Here is a 23,478-nt window from a genome sequence, read left to right as displayed (position 1 = left end):
AAGGAGAGTTTCTCATGGATGCTAAAATGTTTTGTTATCAGTGTCAGGAGACGGCGGGCGGCAAGGGCTGCACGGTGCAGGGCGTCTGCGGCAAGAAGCCGGATGTCGCGGAGATGCAGGATCTGCTCGTCTATGTGACGAAGGGGCTCGGTGCTGTGACGACGGCACTGCGCGCAGAGGGCAAGAAGGTTGCGATCGAGGTCAACCACCGCGTGACGATGAACCTCTTCATTACGATCACGAATGCGAACTTCGACCGTGAGGCGATCATCGACGTGATCGAGGAGACGCTCGCGCTGAAGTCGGATCTGCTCGCGCAGGTTGCAGATGCGTCGAAGCTGCCCGAGGCGGCACATTGGACGGCTCCGCGTGCGGATTTTGAGGCAAAGGCAAAGACGGTCGGCGTACTCGCGACGGAGAACGAGGATGTCCGCAGTCTGCGCGAGCTGACGACGTACGGCCTGAAGGGGCTGTCCGCCTACGTTGAGCATGCGAATGCACTCGGCCACGAGAACGAGGAGATCGATGCGTTCATGCAGCGTGCGCTTGCGCAGCTCCTCGACGATACGATGGACGGTGACGCGCTGACGGCACTTGTGCTTGAGACAGGCAAGTGGGGCGTGGACGGTATGGCTTTGCTCGATGGCGCGAACACGAGCACGTACGGACATCCCGAGATCTCGAAGGTGAAGCTCGGTGTCGGAAACCGCCCTGGTATTCTCATCTCGGGGCATGACCTCAAGGATCTCGAGCGTCTTTTGGAGCAGACGAAGGGCACGGGGGTCGATGTCTATACGCACGGCGAGATGATTCCCGCGCATTACTACCCCGCATTTAAGAAGTACGACAACCTCGTCGGCAACTACGGCAACGCATGGTGGCTGCAGAAAGAGGAGTTCGAGAAGTTTAACGGCGCGATCCTCATGACGACGAACTGTGTCGTTCCGCCGAAGGACAGCTACAAGGATCGTCTCTTCACAACGGCTGCGGTTGGCGTGCCGGGCTGCACGCACATTCCTCTCGTGAACGGTGAGAAGGACTTTACGCCTGTAATCGAGTGTGCGAAGAAGTGCGCGCCTCCGACGGAGCTGGAGACGGGCGAGATCGTCGGCGGCTTCGCGCATGAGCAGGTCTTTGCTGTCGCGGACAAGGTCGTCGAGGCGGTGAAGAGCGGTGCGATCAAGAAGTTCGTCGTCATGGCAGGCTGCGACGGCCGCATGAAGTCGCGTGAGTACTACGGTGAGTTCGCGGAGGCTCTGCCGCACGACACGGTCATTCTCACGGCGGGCTGCGCGAAGTACAAGTACATCAAGAAGGATCTCGGTGACATCGGCGGTATCCCACGTGTGCTCGATGCAGGGCAGTGCAACGACTCCTACTCGCTCGCGCTCATCGCACTGAAGCTGAAGGAAGTATTCGGTCTGGATGATGTGAACAAGCTCCCGATTGCGTATAACATCGCGTGGTACGAGCAGAAGGCGGTCATTGTTCTTCTCGCACTGCTCCACCTCGGCGTGAAGAACATCCACCTCGGACCCACGCTCCCTGCATTCCTCTCTCCGAACGTCGCAAAGGTACTCGTCGAGACTTTCGGCATCGGTGGAATCACGAATGTTGAGGACGATATGGCAATGTTTGGCATTGAGGTAAATGCGCCCGAAGCTGCTGCTGTGTAAAAGAATATCCATTCATAGATAAGTAAACGGGACTTCCGTACGAAATAAAATGGTATTTCGTACGGAAGTCCCGTTTTTGCGTGAGTTTAGGAATCGCTGATAAAATGAAGTCCGTCAGATTGGCGTAGATTTTTTGTCCGATTGAGGAGGCAAACCGGACGCATAGCCAAAGCTATGTGGAGGATTTGCCGACAAAAAGCGGGCAAAAAAGATGCGCTAAGATGGCGTGGCTGAATTTATCAGTGCTTCCTTTACAGTGCCGCCTGCAGGAGATTACGCGTGTAGTCCTCGCTTGGTTCTCTGAGGACGCGGCTGGTCTCGCCCTGCTCGACGATGCGTCCATTCTGCATGATGAGGACGCGGTCGGCGATGGAGCTGACGAGCGGCAGATCGTGTGAGATGAAGAGGAGGCTCATGCCGTGCTCCCGCTGCAGATGCAGGAGGAGGGCGATGATCTTTGCCTGTACGGACACATCGAGTGCCGAGGTCGCCTCGTCGCAGACGAGGATCTCAGGATGAACCGCCATCGCCCGCGCAATTGCCGCCCGCTGGCACTCGCCGCCGCTCATCTCGTGCGGGTAGCGATTGGCATAGGAGGAGGGAAGTCCCACCTCCGTAAGGAGCTCGGCGACACGTTTTTCTGTTGCGCGTGCGTCCGGTGTGCAGAGGCGGCAGATGGTCTCGCCGATCATCGCACCAACAGTGCGACGCGGGTTGAACGACCCCACTGCGTCTTGAAACACCATCTGGATGCGCGTGTAGAGCGTGCGCCGCTCCTTTCCGACTGCGTGGGTGATATCCTTGCCGTCGAGGAGAATCTTCCCGCCCGTCGGTGTATGCAGTCCCGTGAGGAGCTTTGCAACGGTGGATTTGCCGCTGCCGCTCTCGCCGACGATGCCGAGGAGTTCGCGCTGCGCAAGGGAGAAGGAGATGCCGTCGATTGCTTGTACGCGTCCTCCTGCATCATCAAAGTGCATGGAGATGTTGTCAAAGCGCAGGAGAGGAGATGAACGTCCATCACTGCTTACGCAGTCTGCCTCTCCCGTAAGAGTGGGGGAGGCAACGGCATCCTCTGCATGATCTCTGTGGTCGCAGTCCGTATGTGTCGCAGCGGACATCTTCGGTACGGCTGCAAGGAGTTCCTGTGTATAGGGATGCTGCGGGTTTCCGAGCACCTCATTCACGCTGCCCTGCTCGACGATCTTCCCCTTGCACATGACGGCGACGCGGTCGGCGATGTGCCGCACGACCCCGATGTTGTGCGTGATGAAGAGGATCGCCGTGCCTGTCCGCTCCTTGAGCGCACGCAGTTCGTCAAGTACCTGCCGCTGGATCGTCGCATCGAGGGCCGAGGTCGGCTCGTCGGCGAGGAGCAGCTGCGGGCGCAGGATGACGGCGAGTGCGATAGCAGCGCGCTGTGCCATACCGCCCGAGAGTTCAAACGGATAGGTCGCGAGGATGCGGCGAGGATCAGTAAAACCCATGCCGCCGAATACCTCCGTTGCGCGCGCGTAGATTTCCTCACGTGAGAAATCGGTATGCGCACGCATCGTCTCAACGAGCTGCGTGCCAATCTGCCGCGTAGGATTCAGCGATGCGCCTGCGTACTGAAACACCATTGCGATCTCCTCGCCGCGCAGTCTGCGCCGCTCTCCCTCGGAGAGTACGGCAAGGTTCTTCGTGTCAAAGGAGACTGTACCTGCGTGAATCTCGGTGGAGAGCCCACGGATCTGCGCAATTGCCTTGAGCAGGGTGGATTTGCCGCTGCCGCTCTCTCCGACAATGCCAAGCACCTCGCCCGTGTGAAGGCTGATGCTGATGTCCTCGATCACGGCATCGCCGCCGTACCCCGCAGTCAAATGGTCAATTCGTAAGAGTTCCTGCATGATGCTGCTCCGCTGTGCGCTGTGTGTGCGCTCACTTCTTATCCAGATCCTTTGTCACATGATAGTAGTCGCTCGGCGTGGAGAGGAAACCCGTGACCTTCTTCGAGATACCGACCTGCATATTGTTGAACCCGATGAAGTCCATCGCCGCATCGTCGATGACCTGCTGCTGAATGCGGTTGGCAAGCTCAATGCGCTTCGCGGGATCAAACGTGTTCGGCAAATCCGCAAGTGCCTGTTCGACCACGGGGTTCGTGTAGTGCCCAAAGTTTGCAACGCCCTTTGCGCTCAGTACGTCACGCAGGAATGCATACGGGTCGCCCGTTGGCATGGTGATGACGGAGTAAAGACCGATCTCGTATTCGCCCGCCTTGTAGTAATTCGATTTCTCATGTGAAACGATGTTGACGTTAATGCCAATTTTCTTGAGCTGTGCCTGCATCTCCGTCGTGATGTTCTCGTTGAAGAGACGTTTGTAGACGCCCATCTCGACGGTCAGCGGCTGTCCGTTCTTCTCGACGATGCCGTCGCCGTTCGTGTCCGTATATCCTGCCGCCGCGAGCACCTGCTTTGCCTTTTCGGGATCGTAGGAGCGTGCCTTGAGTGCGGGATCGCCATAGGGCGTGGAGGCGAGGAACGCACTGTTCGACGCTGTCATTGCGCCCTTGAGGTACTGGTCGCCGATGGTCTTTTTGTCGACACCGTACATGATCGCCTGACGAACCGCAGGATCGGTGAGCTTATCGAGGTTCATGTAGAGTTGATAGGTGCGCGTCTGCGGTGTCTTGACAACCGTAAACTTGTCATTCGCCGCAATCGTCTCTGCCGTCTCGGGGCTGAGATCCAGTGCTACGTCAATCTCATCGCCCTGCAGTGCCATTGCAAGCGTGTTGAAGTCTGCGATCTTCGTATACTCGACCTCGTCGACCTTCACGTCACCGCCCCAATACTTCGGGTTCTTCGTCATGACGGCGTGCTTGTCCGCCTCAAAGCTGCTCATAACAAAGGGACCCGTGCAGATGGGCGCATTCTCAAAGTCCTTCGTGCCTGCAACATCGACGATGACAGCGTACGGGTCGCAGAGATCGTTGACGAGGGTCGCATACGGCGCTTTCGTACGGATCGTGAGGACATTTCCCTCTGCCGTGTACTCTGCATCCTTCAGCCATGCGGCGCGGTCATTCGTCTCCGCCGTGCGTTTGAGCGAGGCGATGACCTTGTCCGCCGTCATCTTCTCGCCGTTCGAGAAGGTGACATTGTCCTTCAGTGTGATGCGCCAGACCGTCGGCTCGACATTCTCCGCCTTTTCGGCGAGCCACGGCTGCGGCTTCATACTGTCGTCGAGACGGAAGAGTGTTTCGCCGACACCGTAGCGCACAGTGTACCAGCCGAGCCACTCCTTCGCGGGATCCATCGAGCTCGTCACGGCGACTGTGCCGCCGACGCGCACGATTTTCTTGCTGTCTGCCGCCTGATCCGAGCCGCCGCAGCCGCTCATCGTGAGCGGAACGGCGAGCAGAAGCGCGGCGCAGAGACGTTTCAGTGTTTTGTTCATGGTTCCTCCTTAAAATAGGTAAGATATAGTTTCTATGAAAAGCGTATTCCTATACGCGTTTTTCCCGCATCTTGGGATCGAGCAGGTCACGCAGCTGATCGCCAAACATATTGAACACCATCATGACGGCGACCATCACCGCGCTCGGTGCGAGTGCCGCCCACGGTGCCTGTTGGAGATACTTCTGCCCCTCGCTGATCATCGCGCCCCACTCCGCTGCGGGGATTTGAACCCCAATGCCGAGGTAGGACAGCCCCGCGAGCCCCATCATCATAGAGCTGACGTGGAGCACAGCGGTGACAACGAGCGGTCCCGCGATGTTCGGCAGGATGTGTTCGAACAGGATGCTCGTGTCGGTGCAGCCCGAGAGCCGCGCCGCCTGTATGTATGTCTCCTCCCGCGCCGCGATGGCCGCGCTGCGTGCAATGCGTGCGTACTGCGTCCACGTCGTTACGATGAGTGCGAGTATGGCGTTGACGAGCCCGCCGCCGAGCACACCCGCGACCGCAATGGCAAGGACGATGTCGGGGAATGCCTGAAAGATGTCTGTCACGCGCATCAGCATGGCATCCATTCGCCCGCGGTAGTAGCCCGATAGCAGCCCGATGAGACTGCCAAGCGATCCTGCAATGAGAATGATGAAGAGCGCAGCAAAGATGGACGTTTTCCCGCCCGCGAGGATGCGTGAGAGAATGTCCCTGCCGTAGTTGTCCGTGCCGAGGAGATGCTCCGCCGACGGCGGCTTTAGGATCAGCTGCGGATCCGTTGCATACGGATCGTATGGGGCAAGCTGTCCAGAGAAAAGGCTCACAAGAAGAATAAATGCCGCGAGGAATGTGAGTACGCGAAAGAGCGGCGGTGTTTGCAGAAAGAAGTTCATCGTTTTACAGATCCTTGATTTTGGGGTTGAAATAGCGGTAGGAGAGGTCGGCAAGGAGATTTACCAGGAAAAACGCGAGTGCCATCCAGACGACAACCGCCTGTATGACGGGATAGTCGCGATTTCCGATTGCCCCCATGATGAGGCTGCCGATGCCCGGCCAGTTAAAGATCGTCTCGATAATCACCGTGCCGCCGAGCAGTGAACCGACAGAGATGCCCGTGAGTGTGATGACAATGACCATGATGTTCTTTAGGACGTTGCGGAACAGGATCGTGCGCTCCGTGATGCCGCGCGCCCGAAGCCCGATGACATAGTCCTTTGCCAGTTCGTCGAGTGCTGCCGCGCGAATCTGCCGGATGTAGCGCGAGGACATGACGAGCGCAAGCGTCAGCGCAGGCAATACCATGCCGATCGGCTTTGTCGTCGCGAGTACCGGAATCCATCCGAGCCGATAGGAAAAGATAAACATGAGGACAATCCCGATGATAAAGCCGGGCGTTGCATTCAGGACGAATGTGAGAAAGCGAACGACATAGTCCATGCGGCTGTTGCAGCACGCGGCGATGGCGATGCCGAGCGGCAGGGAGATGAGGAGTGTGAGCCCCATCGCCGTACCTGCCATACGGAGCGTGTAGGGGAGTGCCTTCCAAAACGTCGCAGCGACAGGCAGATCGGTGATGTAGGATTTGCCCATATCGCCTTGGAGGAAGTGGATGAGCCAGTGTCCGTACTGCACGAGAAAGGGCTGATCGAGCCCCATCTCCGCACGCATCCGCTCCACGAGCTGCGGATCGGCGGCAATGCCGCCCGCTGAGAGACGAATGCCGACGGGATCGCCGGGGGCGATGTAGATGAGTCCGAAGGAAAGCAGGGTGATGCCGAAAAAGACGGGGATGAATTGCAGACACCGCCCGAGGATGGTCTTGTACGTCATAGATGCTCCATTATATTGTAGGTTTTTGAAGTGGACAATTGTTTTTTTATTAGTTATCTGTCAGACAATAATTTTTAGTATATCCCCTATGGAAGAAGATTGTCAACCGAAGCGTAAAGATATGAATATATGTGAATTTATCGGTGATTTTTCAAGCATTTGACACACATCGCCCATTTTGTCTATAATGAACCGTATTACACGATGCAAATTGACTGCGGTACTGTGCCGCATGGGAGGGCTTACGGATGAAGATTTTGGCTGCGGATGGGATTTCGCCCGAGGGGATCGGGCTGCTGGCGGATTATGAGGTCGACGTACGCGATAAGATCGCGCATGAGGAACTCGTGGAGATCATCGGTGACTACGACGCGCTCATGGTGCGCTCCGCGTCGAAGGTGTCGGCGGATGTGCTCGCGCGCGCCGATAAACTCAAGATCATCGGACGCGCAGGTGTCGGCGTGGACAACATTGACGTAAAGGCGGCGACGGAGCGCGGGATCATTGTCATCAACTCGCCGGGCGGCAATACGATTGCTGCGACGGAGCACACGATGGCGATGATGCTCTCGCTCGCACGCAACATCCCTGCGGCGGATGCAACGATGCACGCGGGCGCGTGGGATCGCAAGGCATTCGTCGGCGTGGAACTGCGCGGCAAGACGCTCGGTATCATCGGCATGGGGCGCATCGGCAGCGGCGTTGCAAAGCGTGCACTCGCCTTTGATATGAACATCATTGCGTATGATCCGTACATCAATGAGGAACGTGCAAAGGCGCTTGGCGTGACTGTAGGGACGCTCGACGATATCTTTGCGGCGGCGGACTTTGTCACGGTACATATGCCGCTCACGAAGGAGACGCGCGGTATGATCTCGATGCCGGAGCTGCGTAAGATGAAGAAGGGCGTGCGTCTCGTCAACTGTGCGCGCGGCGGCATTATCAACGAAAGTGATTTAGCGGCGGCGGTCAAGGATGGGATCGTCGCGGGGGCGGCGATCGACGTGTTCGAGAGCGAGCCGCTCGCGGAGGATCATCCGCTGCGCGGCGTTCCGGGCGTTGTGCTCACGCCGCACCTCGGCGCATCCACCGTGGAGGCACAGATCGGCGTGTCCGTCGACGTGGCAGAGGGCATTCGTGCGGCTCTGCGCGGCGAACCCGTGACGGCGGCGGTCAACATGGCTCCTGTATCGAAGGAGGTCATGCGCGTCATTCGTCCCTACATCACACTCGCGGAGCAGCTCGGCTGCACCGTTTGCTCCCTCGCTGAAGGGCCGATCTCCCATGTGGAGGTCGTCTACAATGGCGAGATTACCGAGGTCAACACGAGTTTCCTTACGACGGCACTCCTCAAGGGGATGCTCAATCCGATCCTTGAGAGCGAGATCAATTATGTCAACGCGCCGAGTGTTGCGAAGTCGCGCGGCATCAAGGTGACGGAGATCAAGGAAAAGGAAACCTCACACTATTCGACGCTCATCACCGTGCGTGTCACGACGGCGGCGGGGACAGCAGAAGCGGGCACGGCAGAGGTGCAGGGCACGCTCTTCGGTACGGAGGGGCGCATTGTACGGATCAACGGCTTCCGTGTGGACATCGACCCGCACGCACGTCTCCTCATCTGCCCGCACATCAACCGCCCCGGTGTCATCGGCACGGTCGGCTCCATCATGGGCGAGGCGGGCATCAACATCTCGTCCATGCAGGTGGGCAAGTCCAAGCGCGAGGGCATGAGCATCATGGCACTCACGATTGACCACGACATCCCCGATGATACGCTTGCACGTGTGCTTGCGATCGACGGCATCTTCGACGCAAAGTTTGTCAACTTTGAGACGATCTGAGGGAATTTCATCCTTTTTCCATAATTGTCCGCTATGATATAGTCAAAAGGACAAAGTATCAATTGAAATTAAGGAGGCAAATGCCTATGAACTCAATTAAAACAACAATGTTGATGGCCCTCCTGATGGCACTCATGGTTGCCCTTGGCGGCATTTTTGCAGGGCATACAGGCATGACCATCATGCTTATCATTGCGCTCGGCATGAACTTTTTCTCATACTGGTTCTCCGACCGCATGGTGCTCAGCATGTATAATGCGCAGGAGGTTGACCGTCAGCGCGCGCCCGAGCTCTACGGGCTCGTGGAAAAGCTTGCGGGACGCGCGGGGCTTCCGATGCCACGTGTCTACATCATCAACGAGGATGCGCCGAATGCATTTGCGACGGGACGTAACCCGTCAAACGCGGCGGTTGCGGTCACGACGGGTCTGATGCGTGCGCTCGACTATAACGAGATCTCGGGCGTGCTCGGACATGAGCTCGCGCATGTCAAGCACCGTGACATCCTCATCTCGACGATTGCGGCGACGATGGCGACCGTCATCTCCTATGCCGCGAGCATTGCCCAGTGGGCGGCGATCTTCGGCGGCGGACGTTCGAGCGACGATGACCGCGGCGGCATCATCGGGCTCATCGCAACGGCGATCATCGCACCGATTGCGGCGGCACTCATCCAGATGGCGATCTCGCGCTCACGTGAGTACAGCGCGGACGAGGGAGGCGCAGAGATCTGCGGCAACCCGAACTACCTCGCATCGGCACTCGAGAAGATCGAATACTATGCCGTACATGGCGCACCGCTGCCCGAGGCGACCCCCGCCACGGCGCATATGTGCATCATCAACCCGTTGACGGGACGGGACATCTCGTTCAAGAGCCTGTTCTCGACCCATCCCGATACGCAGGAGCGCATCGCACGTCTGCGCGAGCAAGCGCAGCGCATGAACATCCGCTGAATATCGAAACATGGCACACACAACCCTCAAGAGTTTGTAACAGCTCTCGAGGGTTTTTGCGTGAATGATTGTATTGCGTTCTTCCGCACATAGACATATAATGGAATCATTGATCAAATGGAAAGAGGAGAGAGACTATGAGTTCACTGCACATTGCCGCTGAAAAGGGCGAGATCGCCGAGCGTATTTTGCTGCCGGGGGATCCCCTGCGCGCGAAGTTTATTGCGGAGAATTTCCTTGAGGGGGCGAAGGAGTACACCTCCATCCGCAATATCCTCGGCTACACGGGCTCATACAAGGGGGTTCCCGTCTCCGTGCAGGGCACGGGTATGGGCATGCCGTCCATCTCCATCTATGTGAATGAGCTGATGGACTACTACGGCGTGCAGAAGCTCATCCGCGTCGGCACTTGCGGCGGTATGCACGAGAAGGTAAAGCTGCGCGACGTGTTCATCGCGCAGGGCGCAACGACGGACTCGGGCATGATTCGGAGCATCTTCGGCGGCTCGATCAACTATGCGCCGCTCGCGGACTACGAGCTGCTCTCCGCTGCGGTAGAGAATGCAAAGAAGCTGAACCTCCCCGTGCGCGTCGGCAATGTCATCTCCGTCGACCGGTTCTATGATGAGGAGATCGACAATGCGAAGCTGCGTCAGTACGGTGTGCTCGCGGTCGAGATGGAGGCGGCAGCGCTCTATACGCTCGCGGCGAAATACGGGCGGCAGGCACTCGCGCTCTTTACCGTCAGCGATCATCTCGTCACGGGCGAGAAGTGCACGGCAGAGGAGCGGCAGACGACGTTCAGCGACATGATCAAGATCGCGCTTGAGACAGCGATTGGCTAAGTGTAAATTACCTAAGGAATCGCTGATAAAATGAAGTCCGTCAGATTGGCGTAGCTGAATTTATCAGTGCTTCCCTAAGCTGCTGTACGAGGTCTTTGGACTTCGTGCAGCAGTTTTTTTGAGTTGTTTTGACTGAAAAACTCATGAAATTATCATCGAAAACTCGAAAGAAAACGTTTGCTTTTTGGAAAATGATGACGTATAATAAAACACAAGAAAGAAAACGTTTACTTTTCAAGATTCTTTTCCAGTTGTACCGTTTTTAAGAGTTGGTTACGGGAGACACTCATCCGTTTCCCACGATGAAGGAGGGAGTTACATGGAGGAGAAGAAATTTATCCTCACAATCAGCCGTCGGTACGGCTGCGGTGGTCGGGAACTCGCGAACATTCTCGCTGAGAAGCTGGGCGTTCATCTCTACGATCGCCAGATCGTCCATCTCGCGGCGGCAAAGCTTGGCATCAACGATCTGCATGAGAAGGAGCTGCTCGAGCTTGAGAACACGGTGAAGCCGCTGTCCTCGCGCTTCATTCCGTTCCACTCGTTCGGCATGGCGATGGGCGAGTCCAGTCAGGGGATGTTCATGGCGGAGTCGAACGTTGTGCGGAAACTTGCTGATGACGGTCCGTGCATCTTCCTCGGGCGCTGCGCGGACTATGCGCTCCGGAAGCGCGACGATGTGTTTTCCATCTTCGTCTGTGCGGACGACGACTACCGTGAGGAGCGCGGACGTACGGTCTACGAGGGCAAGACGCTCAAGGAGATGGATCGCGAGGACGAGAAACGCGCGCGCTACTATGACTACTATACGGGGCGCAAGTGGGGCGACGGTGCACACTATGATCTCGTTGTGAATGCGGGGCGCGCACCGCTCGCGCAGATTGCGGACGGCATCATTGCCTACATCCGCACGGTCAAAGGCTGAGGAGGGCTTCCCATGTCGGACAAAAAGAGCAAGTTCTGGCCGCGCATCGCGTATTCCTGCGGCACCTTCGGACATGATGTGTTCTATGCTATGCTCGGTACATACTTCATGATCTTTGTCACGAGCAATCTGTTCCACTCCGACAATCACGAGCACGATGCCTATATGATCGGAATTGTAACGACGATCATTCTTGTACTGCGCATCGGTGAACTCTTTCTTGATCCCTTTATCGGCAATACGATTGACAAGACGAAGACGCGTTGGGGCAAGTTCAAGCCGTGGGTCATCGTGGGCGCGTTCGTCGCGGCGATCACGCTGGCGATTCTCTTCACGGATATGGGCGGGCTGACGGTATCGAATCCGATGCTCTACCTCGTCCTCTTCGCACTGCTCTATCTCATTATGGATATTTTTTACTCTGCAAAGGATGTTGCCATCTGGTCGATGATCCCGGCGCTCTCGTTCGACTCGCGTGAGCGCGAGGTGACGGCGACCTACGCGCGTATCGGCTCGGTGTTCGGCGGTCAGCTGGTCACGGCGATCGTCATGCCCGTCGTGCTCTATTTCTCGCTGAACGAGAACGGCGGCGCGGGCGACTCTGCGGGGTGGTTTGCGTTTGCGGTCATCGGCGGCGGCATCGCAACACTCGGCGCGATTATCCTCGGCCTTGGGACAAAGGAAGAGGACTCTGCGCTGCGCGAGAACAAGACGGAGACCTCGTTCAAGGACGTGTTCTCGATCCTCATCAAGAATGATCAGCTGCTCTGGGTGGCGATTGCGTATCTTGTTTTTGTTCTTGGGCAGAATGTCATCAATAATTTCAACCTCTATTACTTTATCTATGTGCTCGGCGACGCGAAGCAGTTCTCGTTCCTCGGCGTCATCAACGTCATCATCGGGCTGCTCGCCGTCGCGCTCTTCCCGACGCTGACGGAGAAGTTCAGCCGCCGCAGGCTCTTCTTCGGCTCGGTCGCCGTGATGCTCGTCGGCATCGTGCTCTATGCGATGGCGGGTACAAGCGTTGTTATGACGCTCTTTGCTGCAGGTCTCTTTGCCCTGCCGCAGCCGCTGGTCTTCCTCGTCGTGCTCATGACGATCACGGATACGGTGGAGTACGGTCAGCTGAAGCTCGGACACCGCGATGAGGCACTGGTTCTCTGTGTGCGTCCTCTGGTGGACAAGCTCGCGGGTGCGATTACAAGCGGTCTGATCGGTCTGACCGCGATCTGGGTCGGTATGACGAGCGGTGCGACGGCGGCGACGATTACGCCGGAGAACCTCTTTAACTTCAAGCTCGTGATGTTCGCAGCACCGTTTGTGTTCATCCTGCTCGGTACAATTCTCTATCGTGCGAAGGTGACACTGACGGAGGCGGAGCACGCGCGCATCGTGGAGGAACTGGAAGAAAAATGGGATGAAATGAATCAGTAATCTGTGTTAAGGAATCGCTGATAAAATGAAGTCCGTCAGATTGGCGTAGATTTTTTCGTCCGAACAAGGAGGCAAACCGGACGCATAGCCAAAGCTATGTGGAGGATTTGCCGACACAGTGCGGGCAAAAAAGATGCGTCAAGATGGCGCGGCTGAATTTATCAGTGCTTCCTTAATATTGGGAAAGCGGTCGGTGTCGGCCGCTTTCTTTGCAGAAATGGAGGTCTTGATATGAGCGGCTTCGATTTTGAGAAACTGAAAGACCCGCAGTATTTTGCGGAGAACCGCCTGCCCGCGCACAGCGACCATATCTTCTATCGTGACGAGGCGGAACTGGCACGCGGCGTATCCTCGTTCTACCGCACGCTCGGCGGCATTTGGCATTTTGCCTATGCGCGGAATACGGCACTCATCCCTCAGGGCTTTGAGGCAGCGGACTACGACTGTCACGACTGGGAGACGATCCATGTGCCGGCGCATATCCAGATGGAGGGACACGGTGTACCGCATTATACGAATACGACGTATCCGTGGGACGGACACGAGAGCATCGCGCCGGGGGAGATTCCGACGCGCAGCAACCCCGTCGGCTGCTATGTGAAGTATTTCACCGTGCCGGAGGACTGGGAAAATGTTTTCATCTCCTTTGGCGGCGTGGATGCGGCACTCGCACTCTTCCTCAATGGGCATTTCGTCGGCTACAGTGAGGACAGCTGCACACCTGCGGACTTCGATCTGACACCGTATCTTGTGGCGGGCGAGAACAAGCTGGCGGCGATGGTGTTCCGCTATGCGAGCGCGAGCTGGCTTGAGGATCAGGATTTTTGGCGGTTCTCGGGGATCTATCGCGATGTCCTTCTCTATACGAAGCCCGCCGTGCACATCGAGGACATCGAAGTCCGTGCAATTCCTGTTCATAACTATGCGGACGGTCAGCTCTCCATTCGTCTCTCGTTCGGCGATGCGGGGGAAAAGGGCGTTATGCTCGATCTCTACGATGCGGATGGCACCGAGGTGCTGCAGATCAATGAGCATTTTGTGGGGACGGCGTACGAGCTTTCGGCGGACATTGCGGGGATTCGCTTGTGGAGTGCGGAGGAGCCGTATCTCTACCATGCCGTTCTCTGTGTCTATGATGCGGATGGTCTTCTGCAGGAAACGCTGCGTGTGCGCGTCGGCTTCCGTGAGTTCTGCCTCAGGGATGGACTGATGCAGATCAATGGCAAGCGCATTGTGTTCAAGGGGGTGAACCGCCACGAGTTCGACTGCGACCACGGGCGGGCGATGGATCCCGTGCTATTCGAGCAGGATATTATCGCGCTCAAACGCGCGAATGTCAACGCGATCCGCACGTCACATTATCCAAACAGCAGCCGTCTCTATGAGCTGTGCGATATCTACGGACTCTACGTGATCGATGAGACGAATCTCGAGACGCACGGCTCGTGGATGAAGAACGGAGCATGTGCGAAGGACGAGCATACCGTGCCCGGTGATCGTGCAGAGTGGCTGCCCGCTGTGCTTGACCGCGCACAGTCGATGTACGAGCGGGACAAGAACCACCCGAGCATCCTCATCTGGTCGTGTGGAAACGAGTCCTGCGGCGGGCGTGACATCTACGAGATGAGCGAATACTTCCGCCGCGTCGATCCGACGCGCCTCGTTCACTACGAGGGAATTTTCTGGGATCGCATCTATCCCGCAACGAGCGATATGGAAAGCCAGATGTATACGAAGGCGGCGGACATCGAGGCGTTCCTCAAGGAGCACAGGGACAAGCCCTTTATCTGCTGTGAGTATACGCACGCGATGGGCAACAGCTGCGGCGGTATGCACAAGTACACGGAGCTGACGGAGCGCGAACCGCTCTATCAGGGCGGCTTTATCTGGGATTTCGGCGATCAGGCAATTCGTCGGCGCGGGCGGTACGGTGAGGATGTATTTCTCTATGGCGGGGACTTCGGCGACCGTCCGTCGGACTACAACTTCAGCGGCAACGGTATTTTCTTTGCCGATCGTCGTCCGACGGCAAAACTGCAGGATGTGAAGTTCAACTATCAGAATTTCACGCTGCGCCCTTCGTGGAATGGTGTGGAGATCGAGAACAAGAGTCTCTTTACAAATGCGGACCGCTATGTGCTGCAGCTTGTTCTTGCCGTGGACGGACAGAAGGTCTGGCAGCGGCGTATGCCGGCACCCTCCATACCGCCGGAAGAAACGCGCTGTTTGCCCTGCGCCGTACCCTCGTTTGGCAATGGGGAACATGTGCTGACAGCGTCTCTCGTGCTTGCACGGGAGGAGCGTTGGGCAAACGTGGGGCATGAGGTTGCATTCGGTCAGGCGATTCTGCCGGCATGGACGGGCGACGCACTGCAGATCCGCGATGTCGTTGCGGCGTGTCCTTCCGCACCCGTTTATGCACCGCTCGTGGAGAACGGAAGTCTGCGCGTGGTGCAGGGGGACATCAATCTCGGTGTGCAGGGGGCGGGCTTCTCCCTTATATTCTCGAGTGCGCAGGGAAATCTCGTTTCCTATCGCTATGGCGGTCGGGAGCTGATCGAGGAACTGCCGCAGCCGTCGTTCTGGCGTGCGCCTGTTGACAACGACTACGGCAGCGGACGCATGGCGGACTGTGCGCAGTGGAAGCTTGCGAGCCTCTATCGCCGCTGTACGCGGATTGAGTACAGCGTGGATGATGCTGCGTTTACGGTGGTGGATGGATTCTTCGGCAGACAGGAGGAACGCCGCGCCAAGAGCGTCACTGTGCGCTTTACCTATGCACTCACAGCGTCGCCCGCAGCAACCTGCAGCGTCACCTATACGGTGGATGCGACGGGGGCGCTCCGCGTTGCACTCGACTATGAGGCGGCAGAGGGGCTGCCCGAGATGCCGGACTTTGCGATGCTCTTTACGCTCTCTGCGGAGTATGACCGCATCCGCTTCTACGGTTACGGGCCGAAGGAGAACTATATTGACCGCTGCGAGGGTGCGCGGCTCGGTATCTATGAGAGTACGACGGCAGACGCGGTTGAGCCGTATCTGCGCCCGCAGGAGACGGGCAATCATTGCGGTGTGCGCTGGATCGAGGTCACGGATCGCAGCGGGCATGGGATTCGCATTGCGGGCGATGTGCCGTTCGAGGCGTCGGCACTGCCATACAGCCCGCATGAGCTTGAGAATGCGCGTCATGCATACGATCTGCCGCGTCCGCAGCACACGTATCTGCGTGCGTCGGCAGGGATGTGTGGCGTGGGCGGAGACGACAGCTGGGGCGCACCCGTGCTTGCGGAGTATGTGCAGAAAAACGAAACGCGGCATCTGGCGTTTACACTGAAGGGGATTTGAGGAAAAACAAAAACGCAGGAGTTTTCAAAAAGCTCTTGCGTTTTTTTGCAAAAAGAGATAGAATGGAAAACGGAAAAGAAAACGTTTACTTTCGCTTGGCTACATTTTGATGCTTACCCAAAGATGAACGGAGGATGCAGACGATGGCGATATTGGACGAGATGAACGAAGTGTTTCGAGAGAAGTTCGGTGCGGCGGACACACACGCATATTTCTCACCGGGGCGTGTGAATCTCATCGGCGAGCATACGGACTACAACGGCGGACATGTCTTCCCGTGCGCGATCTCGCTCGGTACGTATGCGCTCGTTGCACCGCGCACGGACGGCGTGTCGCGGCTCTACTCGATGAATTTGCCGGAGCAGGGCGTGGTGGAGTTCCCCATGCACGGCGCGGTGAAGACGGATGCCTACGGTTGGGCGAACTACCCCATCGGCGTTGTGCGCATGATGGCGGATGCGGGTCACGCGGCGGCGCACGGCTTTGACATTCTGTTCTACGGCAATCTGCCGAACGGCGCGGGTCTCTCCTCCTCTGCATCCATCGAGGTGCTGATGGCGGTTATCCTGAACGACGAACTCGGGCTTGGCATCGACATGGTGGAACTCGTGAAGCTCGCGCAGAAGGCGGAAAATATCTTTGTCGGCATGAACTGCGGCATCATGGATCAGTTTGCCGTCGGTATGGGAAAGAAGGACTGTGCGATCCTCCTCGACTGCAACACGCTTGCGTACCGCTACAGCAAGCTCGACCTCAAGGGCTGCAGCATCGTCATCACGAATACAAACAAGGCGCACAGCCTCGTCACCTCGGCGTACAACGAGCGTCGGATGCAGAGCGAGGCGGCACTCAAGGCGCTGCAGAAGGTGATGGCGATCAAGTCACTCGGCGAGCTGACAAACGCAGAGTTCGATGAGAATGCCGCTGTAATCGAGGATGAGGTCGAGCGCAGACGCGCACGCCATGCGGTCTACGAGAACCGCCGCACGCTCGAAGCGGTGGAGGCACTTGAGAAAAACGATGTGAAGCGTTTCGGTGCGCTGATGAACGACTCCCACGTCTCCCTGCGCGACGACTACGAGGTGACAGGACCGGAGCTGGATACGCTCGCAGAACTTGCGTGGCAGCAGGAGGGCGTGCTCGGCTCACGCATGACGGGCGGCGGCTTTGCAGGCTGCACGGTCAGCATTGTGCGCGACGAGGCGATTCCCTCATTCGAGAAGAATGTTGCAGAGGCGTATACGGCGAAGATCGGCTATGCACCGAGCTTCTACGTGGCAAATATTGCGGACGGCGCACGCCGCCTGTAAGGTGAAAGGAGCATACTCATGGCTATCTTGGTTTGCGGCGGTGCGGGCTACATCGGCTCCCATGCGGTGCACGTGCTCGTCGAAAAGGGCGAGCAGGTCGTCATTGTCGATAATCTGCAGACGGGGCATCGCGGCGCACTGAACCCTGCGGCGAAATTTTACGAAGGCGATATTCGCGATGCCTCCGTGCTCGATAAGATTTTCACGGAGAATAAGATCGAGGCGGTCATTCACTTCGCGGCAAATTCGCTTGTCGGCGAGAGCATGGAAAAGCCGCTGCTTTACTTCAACAACAACGTCTACGGAATGCAGGTACTCCTTGAGGCGATGGTGCGGCACGGCGTGGACAAGATTGTCTTCTCCTCGACGGCGGCGACCTACGGCGAGCCGAAGCGCGTGCCGATCCACGAGGATGACGAGACGTGTCCGACGAATACTTACGGCGAGACGAAGCTCACGATGGAGAAGATGATGAAGTGGGTGAGCCGCGCAAACGGCGTGCGCTATGTCTCCCTGCGCTACTTCAACGCGGCGGGTGCATTGCCCGATGGCTCGATCGGCGAGGATCACAAGACGGAGACGCATCTGATTCCGCTTATCCTGCAAGTACCGACGGGCAGGCGCGACCATATCACGGTGTTCGGCGACGACTATCCGACACCGGACGGGACGTGTCTGCGCGACTACATCCATGTGGTCGATCTCGCGGATGCACATGTGCTTGCGCTCGAATACCTCAGAAAGGGCGGCGCAAGCGACATCTTCAACCTCGGCAACGGGCAGGGGTTCTCCGTGAAGGAGATGATTGCGGCGGCGGAAAAGGCAACGGGACGCTCCATCAAGGTGGAGATCGGCGCACGCCGTGCGGGCGATCCTGCACAGCTCATTGCGTCAAGCGAGAAAGCGCGTACCGTGCTCGGGTGGAAGCCGCAGTTCACGGATGTGGAGCAGGTGATCGGGACGGCGTGGAAGTGGCATGAGAGCCATCCGCACGGGTATGAGGACTAGGACGGGAGGGTGTATCATGTGTGACATTCAGCATGAAATCAGCCGCCTCCTGCACTTTGCCCGTCAGAAGGGGCTGATTGCGCCCGAGGACGAGGTCTATGCGGCGAATCGCCTCCTTGATGTGCTGCACGTCGAGGACTATGTGCCCGAAGAGGTGGATGAAACGCTTGAAACGGCAACGCCGATTCTGGAGTGTATGCTCGACTACGCTGCAGAGAAGGGGCTGATCGAAGGCACGACGGACGAGCGCGACCTCTTCGACACGCGCATCATGGACTGTGTGATGCCGCGTCCGTCCGAGGTTGTGCACGAGTTCCACACGCGCTATGAGACATCCCCGCGCGAGGCGACGGACTACTACTATGCGCTGAGCATCGCCTCGAACTACATCCGCAAGGCGCGCATCGACAAGAACATTGCGTGGAAGACGGCGACGGAGTTCGGGGATCTCGACGTGACAATCAACCTCTCGAAGCCGGAGAAGGATCCGCGCGATATTGCCAAGGCGAAACTCGCGAAGGCAGCAGGTTACCCGAAGTGTCTGCTTTGCCGCGAGAACGAGGGCTATGCGGGGCGTGTGAACCACCCCGCACGTGAGACGCATCGTCTCATTCCTCTGGACCTCGCGGGACATCCATGGTTTTTACAGTATTCCCCCTATACCTACTACAACGAGCACTGTATCGTGCTGAACAGCGATCATGTGCCGATGGTGATTTCGCGTGAGACGTTCGAGAATCTTACGGCATTTCTTGAGATCTTCCCGCACTATTTCGCGGGGTCAAATGCCGATCTGCCAATCGTGGGTGGCTCGATTCTCTCGCATGACCACTATCAGGGCGGACGCTATACGTTTGCGATGGAACGTGCGGCGGTGGAGCAGGAATATACCTTTGCGCACTATCCGCAGGTGCGTGCGGGGCGTGTGAAGTGGCCAATGTCGACGCTGCGGCTCACGTCCTCCGACAAGGATGCGCTCGTGGAGCTTGCGACGGCGATTCTCACGGCATGGCGCACATACAGCGATGCCTCCGTGGACATTCTTGCAGAGACGGATGCGCCACACAATACGATCACCCCGATCGCGCGGCGGCGCGGTACGGACTTCGAGTTCGATCTCGTGTTCCGCAACAACCGCACGACAGCGGAGCATCCGCTCGGGCTGTTCCACCCACACGCGGAGGTGCACCACATCAAGAAGGAGAACATCGGCCTGATCGAAGTGCTGGGGCTGGCGATCCTGCCCGCGCGTCTCAAATCGGAGATGGAGCAGATCCGTGCGGAGCTGCTGCGGGGAACAGCGGACATTGCGGGTATCGCGGACATCGAGAAGCATGCAGACTGGTATCGTTCGGTACGTGCGGCGCACACGACGGTCACGGAGGGAAATGTTGATGGGATTCTGCGCGACGAGATCGGAAAGGTGTTCCTGGAGGTGCTCACGCACGCAGGTGTGTTCAAGCGCGACACGGCAGGGATGGCGGCGTTCGACCGATGGATTGAAAGCATAGCGGGGGTATAACAGGGGGAAGAGCGAATGAAAGCGACGATCGTTGATGTGGCGAAGGAGTCGGGCGTGTCTGTCGCGACGGTTTCGCGCGTCGTGAACGGAAACTATCCCGTGCGTGAAAAGACGCGGCTCAAGGTGGAGAACGCCATCAAGAAACTGGAGTATGTGCCGAATCTGCAGGCACGCGAGCTGAACACGCAGCGTTCCTCGAGCATCGGGGTCGTCGTACCGAGTTTTGACAATATGTTCTTTGCCCAGGTGCTCGACGGCATCGAGGAACGTCTGCGGCGGAGCTCGTACTCTCTGCTCCTCGCGTGTGCGCAGAACGATGCGGCACGCGAGGAGGAGTGTGTGCGGGACTTCATCACACGCAATGTTTCGGGCGTTATCGTCGTCAGTCCGAATACGGAGACGGCAGTCTCGGAGTTCTACGAGAACACGGCGGCGCGTCTGCCTCTGGTCTTTGTCAACAGCGCGCGCGAACTTGCGGGCATCTCGTATGTGACGAGCGATCAGCGCGGCGGGGCGCGTGCGGCACTCGAGCATCTCTTTCACTATGGGCATGAGCGTATCCTCTTTGTGCAGGGCGAGAACAGTGATTCCTACCGCATCAAGGAGAAGGTCTACCGCGAGATCATGCGGGAGCGCGGGGCGTTCCATCCGGAGGACATTGTAAACGTCGGCGAGGGCAACCGCATCGAGACGGTGGAAAATACCATGTTCATTCTCATGGATATGATGCAGGGGCTCGCACCGACGGCGATCTTCTGCTGCAACGATCTCATGGCGATGGGGGCGGTCAACGCCTGTCAGCGCATGGGGCGACGCGTGCCGCAGGACATCTCGGTAATCGGTTACGACAACACGGCACTCAGCCAATATACCGCACCGAAGCTCACAACCATCGATCAGCATATGGGCGATCTCGGGCGGGAGGCGGCACGTCTCATGTTAAAGCAGATCGAGGAGAACGTGACGGAGAATGTCATGCTTGCCAATACCGTGGTTGAGCGTGAGACGACGGGCTTTCGCATGGAGTAAAACGAACAACCAATCGAAGGGGGATATAAATGAATATCGTATATCATGAGCGGGGCAAGGTCTTTCATCTCTTCAACGATTCCATCAGCTACATCTTCATGGTACTGCCCCACGGCGGGCTTGGATCGCTCTACTACGGAAAAGTGCTGCGCGACCGCGCGGGATTTGAGCACCTCTTTGAGCGTGTCCATCGCGGCATGTCGGCGTGCGTCTTTGCGGACTGCCGCGACTACTCTCTGGATGCGATTCGGCAGGAGCTTCCGACCTACGGTTCGTCGGATTTTCGCCGTCCCGCGCTGAACGTATTGCAGGAGAACGGCAGCCGCATCCTTGATATGCAGTATACAGCGCATCGTATCGTGGACGGCAAGCCGAAGCTCGCGGGGCTGCCCGCGACCTACGTGGAGTCGGACGATGAGGCAAAGACCCTCATCGTTGAGGTGAAGGATGCGGTCACGGGGCTGCGTGCGGAACTCCTCTATACAATTTTTGCCGAGGGCGCCGCGATTGCGCGCAGTGTGCGCTATAGCAACGACGGCAAGGAAGTGCTGCACCTGCAGAAGGTCATGAGTATGTCGCTTGACTTGCCCGATACGGAATACGACTGGATGGAGCTGACGGGGGCGTGGACGCGTGAGCGTCACGTCGAGATCCGTCCGCTTGCAACGGGCATCACGGCAATCGGCAGCCGTCGCGGGCATTCCTCGGGGCAGTATAATCCGTTTGCGGCACTCCTGCGGCGCGGAACGACGGAAACGCAGGGCGAGGTGCTCGCCATGAGCCTCGTCTACAGCGGCAATTTCGAGATGCTTGCAGAGGTTGACAACCACGGTGTGACGCGACTGCAGGCAGGCATCCACAGCACGGATTTCGATTGGAAACTTGCACCTGGTGCGGAGTTCCAGACCCCCGAGGCGGTGCTCGTCTGGTCGGATGAGGGGCTGAACGGCATGAGTCAGACCTATCATCGTCTTTATCAAAAGCGTCTTGTGCGCGGGCAGTGGCGCGAGAAGGTACGTCCGATCCTCATCAACAACTGGGAAGCGACGTATTTCGATTTTACGGAGGAGAAGCTGCTCACGATCGCGGACAAGGCGGCGGAGTGCGGCATCGAACTCTTCGTGCTCGACGACGGCTGGTTCGGCGCACGCACGTCCGACTATGCGGGACTTGGGGACTGGACGGTCAATCGCGACCGTCTGCCGAACGGCATCGACGGGCTCGCGGAGAAGATCGAGGCGCGCGGCATGAAGTTCGGCATCTGGGTTGAGCTTGAGATGGTCAACGAGGACTCCGACCTCTATCGTTCCCATCCGGACTGGGTGCTCTCCGTGCCGGGACGGCGCAAGTCGCTCGGACGTTCGCAGTGCGTGCTCGACTTTTCGCGTAAGGATGTGGTCGATAATATCTATGGGCAGATGGAGGCGATTCTCGCGAACGGCAAGGTCTCCTATGTAAAATGGGATATGAACCGCAGCATCACGGAGTGCTGGTCGCACGCACTGCCCGCCGAGCAGCAGGGCGAGGTGTTCCATCGCTACATCCTCGGACTTTATGATCTCTACGAGCGGTTGACAGCGAACTTCCCCCATGTGCTCTTTGAGTCCTGCGCCTCGGGCGGCAACCGCTTCGATCCCGGCATGCTCTACTATGCGCCGCAGACGTGGGCGAGCGACAACTCCGATGCGTCCGAGCGGCAGAAGATCCAGTACGGAACATCCATGTGTTACCCCGTGAGCAGCATGGGCAGCCATGTCTCCGTCGTGCCGAACCATCAGGTCAACCGCATGACTCCGCTGCATACGCGCGCAAATACGGCGTACTTCGGGACGTTTGGCTATGAGCTCGATCTCAACAAACTTACGGAGGAGGAAATCGCCGAAGTCAAGGAGCAGGTCGTCTTTATGAAGGAGTACCGTGAGGTCCTCCAGTTCGGCACATTCTACCGTCTGCAAAGTCCCTTCGAGGGAAATGTAACGGTATGGATGAGCGTGAGCGGGGACAAAAAGACGGCGATCGTCGGCTGGTACCGCACACTGAACCGTGTGAACTATCGTTTCGAGCGTGTACGTCTTGCGGGGCTCCTGCCGGATGTGCTCTACGAGAACAGCCGCAGCGGTGCATGCTGCTACGGTGATGAGCTGATGAATTACGGACTCATTACGACGGACGGTACGGCGGGTGAGCCGAATGCAGAGAACGGCTTGACCACAGACTTTGATTCACGCATCTATGTGCTGAAGGCCGTTGAATAGTTTTTCATAGTGGGACGGGACTGTTGCATGAAGTTTTCTAGCTTCGTGCAACAGTCCCTTTTTTGTATGCA

16 protein-coding genes are annotated in these 23,478 nt (G+C 57.8%); 12 read left to right on the top strand and 4 right to left on the bottom strand.

Annotated elements, in window-relative coordinates:
• Positions 1-14 precede the first annotated feature (14 nt).
• Positions 15-1,676 carry a hydroxylamine reductase gene (hcp, locus tag HMPREF9334_RS06920; protein WP_006692764.1) on the top strand — a complete coding sequence of 554 codons (1,662 nt, stop codon included), beginning with the start codon at positions 15-17 and terminating at the stop codon, positions 1,674-1,676.
• Positions 1,677-1,927: 251 nt separating this feature from the next.
• Here hcp and HMPREF9334_RS06915 read toward each other — a convergent pair whose 3' ends face one another.
• The 4 genes from HMPREF9334_RS06915 to HMPREF9334_RS06900 are packed head-to-tail and all read right to left on the bottom strand — an operon-like array spanning position 1,928 to position 6,934.
• On the bottom strand, positions 1,928-3,562 hold the full coding sequence (locus tag HMPREF9334_RS06915) for a dipeptide ABC transporter ATP-binding protein (RefSeq protein ID WP_006692763.1): 1,635 nt from the start codon (positions 3,560-3,562) through the stop codon (positions 1,928-1,930).
• Between the two features lie 31 nt (positions 3,563-3,593).
• Positions 3,594-5,117 (bottom strand): ABC transporter substrate-binding protein, encoded by a 1,524-nt coding sequence (locus HMPREF9334_RS06910; protein WP_006692762.1) that lies wholly within the window; start codon positions 5,115-5,117, stop codon positions 3,594-3,596.
• Between the two features lie 49 nt (positions 5,118-5,166).
• Positions 5,167-5,997 carry an ABC transporter permease gene (locus HMPREF9334_RS06905; protein WP_006692761.1) on the bottom strand — a complete coding sequence of 277 codons (831 nt, stop codon included), beginning with the start codon at positions 5,995-5,997 and terminating at the stop codon, positions 5,167-5,169.
• Between the two features lie 4 nt (positions 5,998-6,001).
• Complete coding sequence (locus HMPREF9334_RS06900; protein ID WP_006692760.1) at positions 6,002-6,934, bottom strand: ABC transporter permease; 933 nt, start codon at positions 6,932-6,934, stop codon at positions 6,002-6,004.
• Between the two features lie 248 nt (positions 6,935-7,182).
• Between HMPREF9334_RS06900 and serA the strand changes: the two genes are divergently transcribed.
• From serA to HMPREF9334_RS06845, 11 genes are all read left to right on the top strand, one after another.
• A complete protein-coding gene (serA, locus tag HMPREF9334_RS06895) occupies positions 7,183-8,778 on the top strand; it encodes a phosphoglycerate dehydrogenase (protein ID WP_006692759.1) in 1,596 nt (531 codons plus the stop codon).
• An 86-nt stretch (positions 8,779-8,864) separates the two neighbouring features.
• Positions 8,865-9,734, top strand: coding sequence for a zinc metalloprotease HtpX (gene htpX / locus HMPREF9334_RS06890; protein ID WP_006692758.1), 870 nt, complete (start codon positions 8,865-8,867; stop codon positions 9,732-9,734).
• Positions 9,735-9,871: 137 nt separating this feature from the next.
• Complete coding sequence (deoD, locus tag HMPREF9334_RS06885; RefSeq protein WP_006692757.1) at positions 9,872-10,579, top strand: purine-nucleoside phosphorylase; 708 nt, start codon at positions 9,872-9,874, stop codon at positions 10,577-10,579.
• A 319-nt stretch (positions 10,580-10,898) separates the two neighbouring features.
• Entirely contained in the window at positions 10,899-11,504 is a 606-nt protein-coding gene (locus HMPREF9334_RS06880; protein ID WP_006692756.1) for a cytidylate kinase-like family protein, read from the top strand.
• A 12-nt stretch (positions 11,505-11,516) separates the two neighbouring features.
• Positions 11,517-12,938: a glycoside-pentoside-hexuronide (GPH):cation symporter gene (locus HMPREF9334_RS06875; protein WP_006692755.1), complete on the top strand. Its 1,422-nt coding sequence runs from the start codon at positions 11,517-11,519 to the stop codon at positions 12,936-12,938.
• A gap of 231 nt (positions 12,939-13,169) precedes the next feature.
• Complete coding sequence (gene lacZ / locus HMPREF9334_RS06870) at positions 13,170-16,283, top strand: beta-galactosidase, LacZ type (protein ID WP_006692754.1); 3,114 nt, start codon at positions 13,170-13,172, stop codon at positions 16,281-16,283.
• Positions 16,284-16,426: 143 nt separating this feature from the next.
• Complete coding sequence (locus tag HMPREF9334_RS06865) at positions 16,427-17,593, top strand: galactokinase (RefSeq protein ID WP_006692753.1); 1,167 nt, start codon at positions 16,427-16,429, stop codon at positions 17,591-17,593.
• Between the two features lie 18 nt (positions 17,594-17,611).
• Complete coding sequence (gene galE, locus HMPREF9334_RS06860; RefSeq protein ID WP_006692752.1) at positions 17,612-18,601, top strand: UDP-glucose 4-epimerase GalE; 990 nt, start codon at positions 17,612-17,614, stop codon at positions 18,599-18,601.
• Between the two features lie 16 nt (positions 18,602-18,617).
• Complete coding sequence (locus HMPREF9334_RS06855) at positions 18,618-20,123, top strand: UDP-glucose--hexose-1-phosphate uridylyltransferase (RefSeq protein ID WP_006692751.1); 1,506 nt, start codon at positions 18,618-18,620, stop codon at positions 20,121-20,123.
• A 15-nt stretch (positions 20,124-20,138) separates the two neighbouring features.
• The gene (locus HMPREF9334_RS06850; RefSeq protein ID WP_006692750.1) at positions 20,139-21,152 is read left to right on the top strand and encodes a LacI family DNA-binding transcriptional regulator; all 1,014 of its coding nucleotides are present in this window, start codon (positions 20,139-20,141) and stop codon (positions 21,150-21,152) included.
• A gap of 29 nt (positions 21,153-21,181) precedes the next feature.
• Positions 21,182-23,407 carry an alpha-galactosidase gene (locus HMPREF9334_RS06845; RefSeq protein WP_006692749.1) on the top strand — a complete coding sequence of 742 codons (2,226 nt, stop codon included), beginning with the start codon at positions 21,182-21,184 and terminating at the stop codon, positions 23,405-23,407.
• The last annotated feature ends 71 nt before the right edge of the window (positions 23,408-23,478 follow it).

Source organism: Centipeda infelix ATCC 43532 (genome assembly GCF_000234095.1).
Taxonomy (GTDB): domain Bacteria; phylum Bacillota; class Negativicutes; order Selenomonadales; family Selenomonadaceae; genus Centipeda; species Centipeda infelix.
This window is presented reverse-complemented; position numbering and strand designations above follow the sequence as displayed.

Excerpts from the sequence above, each read along its gene's own strand:
- galE (WP_006692752.1), top strand. The coding sequence starts at position 17,612 with ATGGCTATCTTGGTTTGCGGCGGTGCGGGCTACATCGGCTCCCATGCG.
- HMPREF9334_RS06915 (WP_006692763.1), bottom strand. The coding sequence starts at position 3,562 with ATGCAGGAACTCTTACGAATTGACCATTTGACTGCGGGGTACGGCGGC.
- lacZ (WP_006692754.1), top strand. The coding sequence starts at position 13,170 with ATGAGCGGCTTCGATTTTGAGAAACTGAAAGACCCGCAGTATTTTGCG.
- HMPREF9334_RS06880 (WP_006692756.1), top strand. The coding sequence starts at position 10,899 with ATGGAGGAGAAGAAATTTATCCTCACAATCAGCCGTCGGTACGGCTGC.
- HMPREF9334_RS06855 (WP_006692751.1), top strand. The coding sequence starts at position 18,618 with ATGTGTGACATTCAGCATGAAATCAGCCGCCTCCTGCACTTTGCCCGT.
- HMPREF9334_RS06905 (WP_006692761.1), bottom strand. The coding sequence starts at position 5,997 with ATGAACTTCTTTCTGCAAACACCGCCGCTCTTTCGCGTACTCACATTC.
- HMPREF9334_RS06910 (WP_006692762.1), bottom strand. The coding sequence starts at position 5,117 with ATGAACAAAACACTGAAACGTCTCTGCGCCGCGCTTCTGCTCGCCGTT.
- HMPREF9334_RS06875 (WP_006692755.1), top strand. The coding sequence starts at position 11,517 with ATGTCGGACAAAAAGAGCAAGTTCTGGCCGCGCATCGCGTATTCCTGC.
- hcp (WP_006692764.1), top strand. The coding sequence starts at position 15 with ATGGATGCTAAAATGTTTTGTTATCAGTGTCAGGAGACGGCGGGCGGC.
- HMPREF9334_RS06900 (WP_006692760.1), bottom strand. The coding sequence starts at position 6,934 with ATGACGTACAAGACCATCCTCGGGCGGTGTCTGCAATTCATCCCCGTC.
- deoD (WP_006692757.1), top strand. The coding sequence starts at position 9,872 with ATGAGTTCACTGCACATTGCCGCTGAAAAGGGCGAGATCGCCGAGCGT.
- HMPREF9334_RS06850 (WP_006692750.1), top strand. The coding sequence starts at position 20,139 with ATGAAAGCGACGATCGTTGATGTGGCGAAGGAGTCGGGCGTGTCTGTC.
- HMPREF9334_RS06845 (WP_006692749.1), top strand. The coding sequence starts at position 21,182 with ATGAATATCGTATATCATGAGCGGGGCAAGGTCTTTCATCTCTTCAAC.
- HMPREF9334_RS06865 (WP_006692753.1), top strand. The coding sequence starts at position 16,427 with ATGGCGATATTGGACGAGATGAACGAAGTGTTTCGAGAGAAGTTCGGT.
- htpX (WP_006692758.1), top strand. The coding sequence starts at position 8,865 with ATGAACTCAATTAAAACAACAATGTTGATGGCCCTCCTGATGGCACTC.
- serA (WP_006692759.1), top strand. The coding sequence starts at position 7,183 with ATGAAGATTTTGGCTGCGGATGGGATTTCGCCCGAGGGGATCGGGCTG.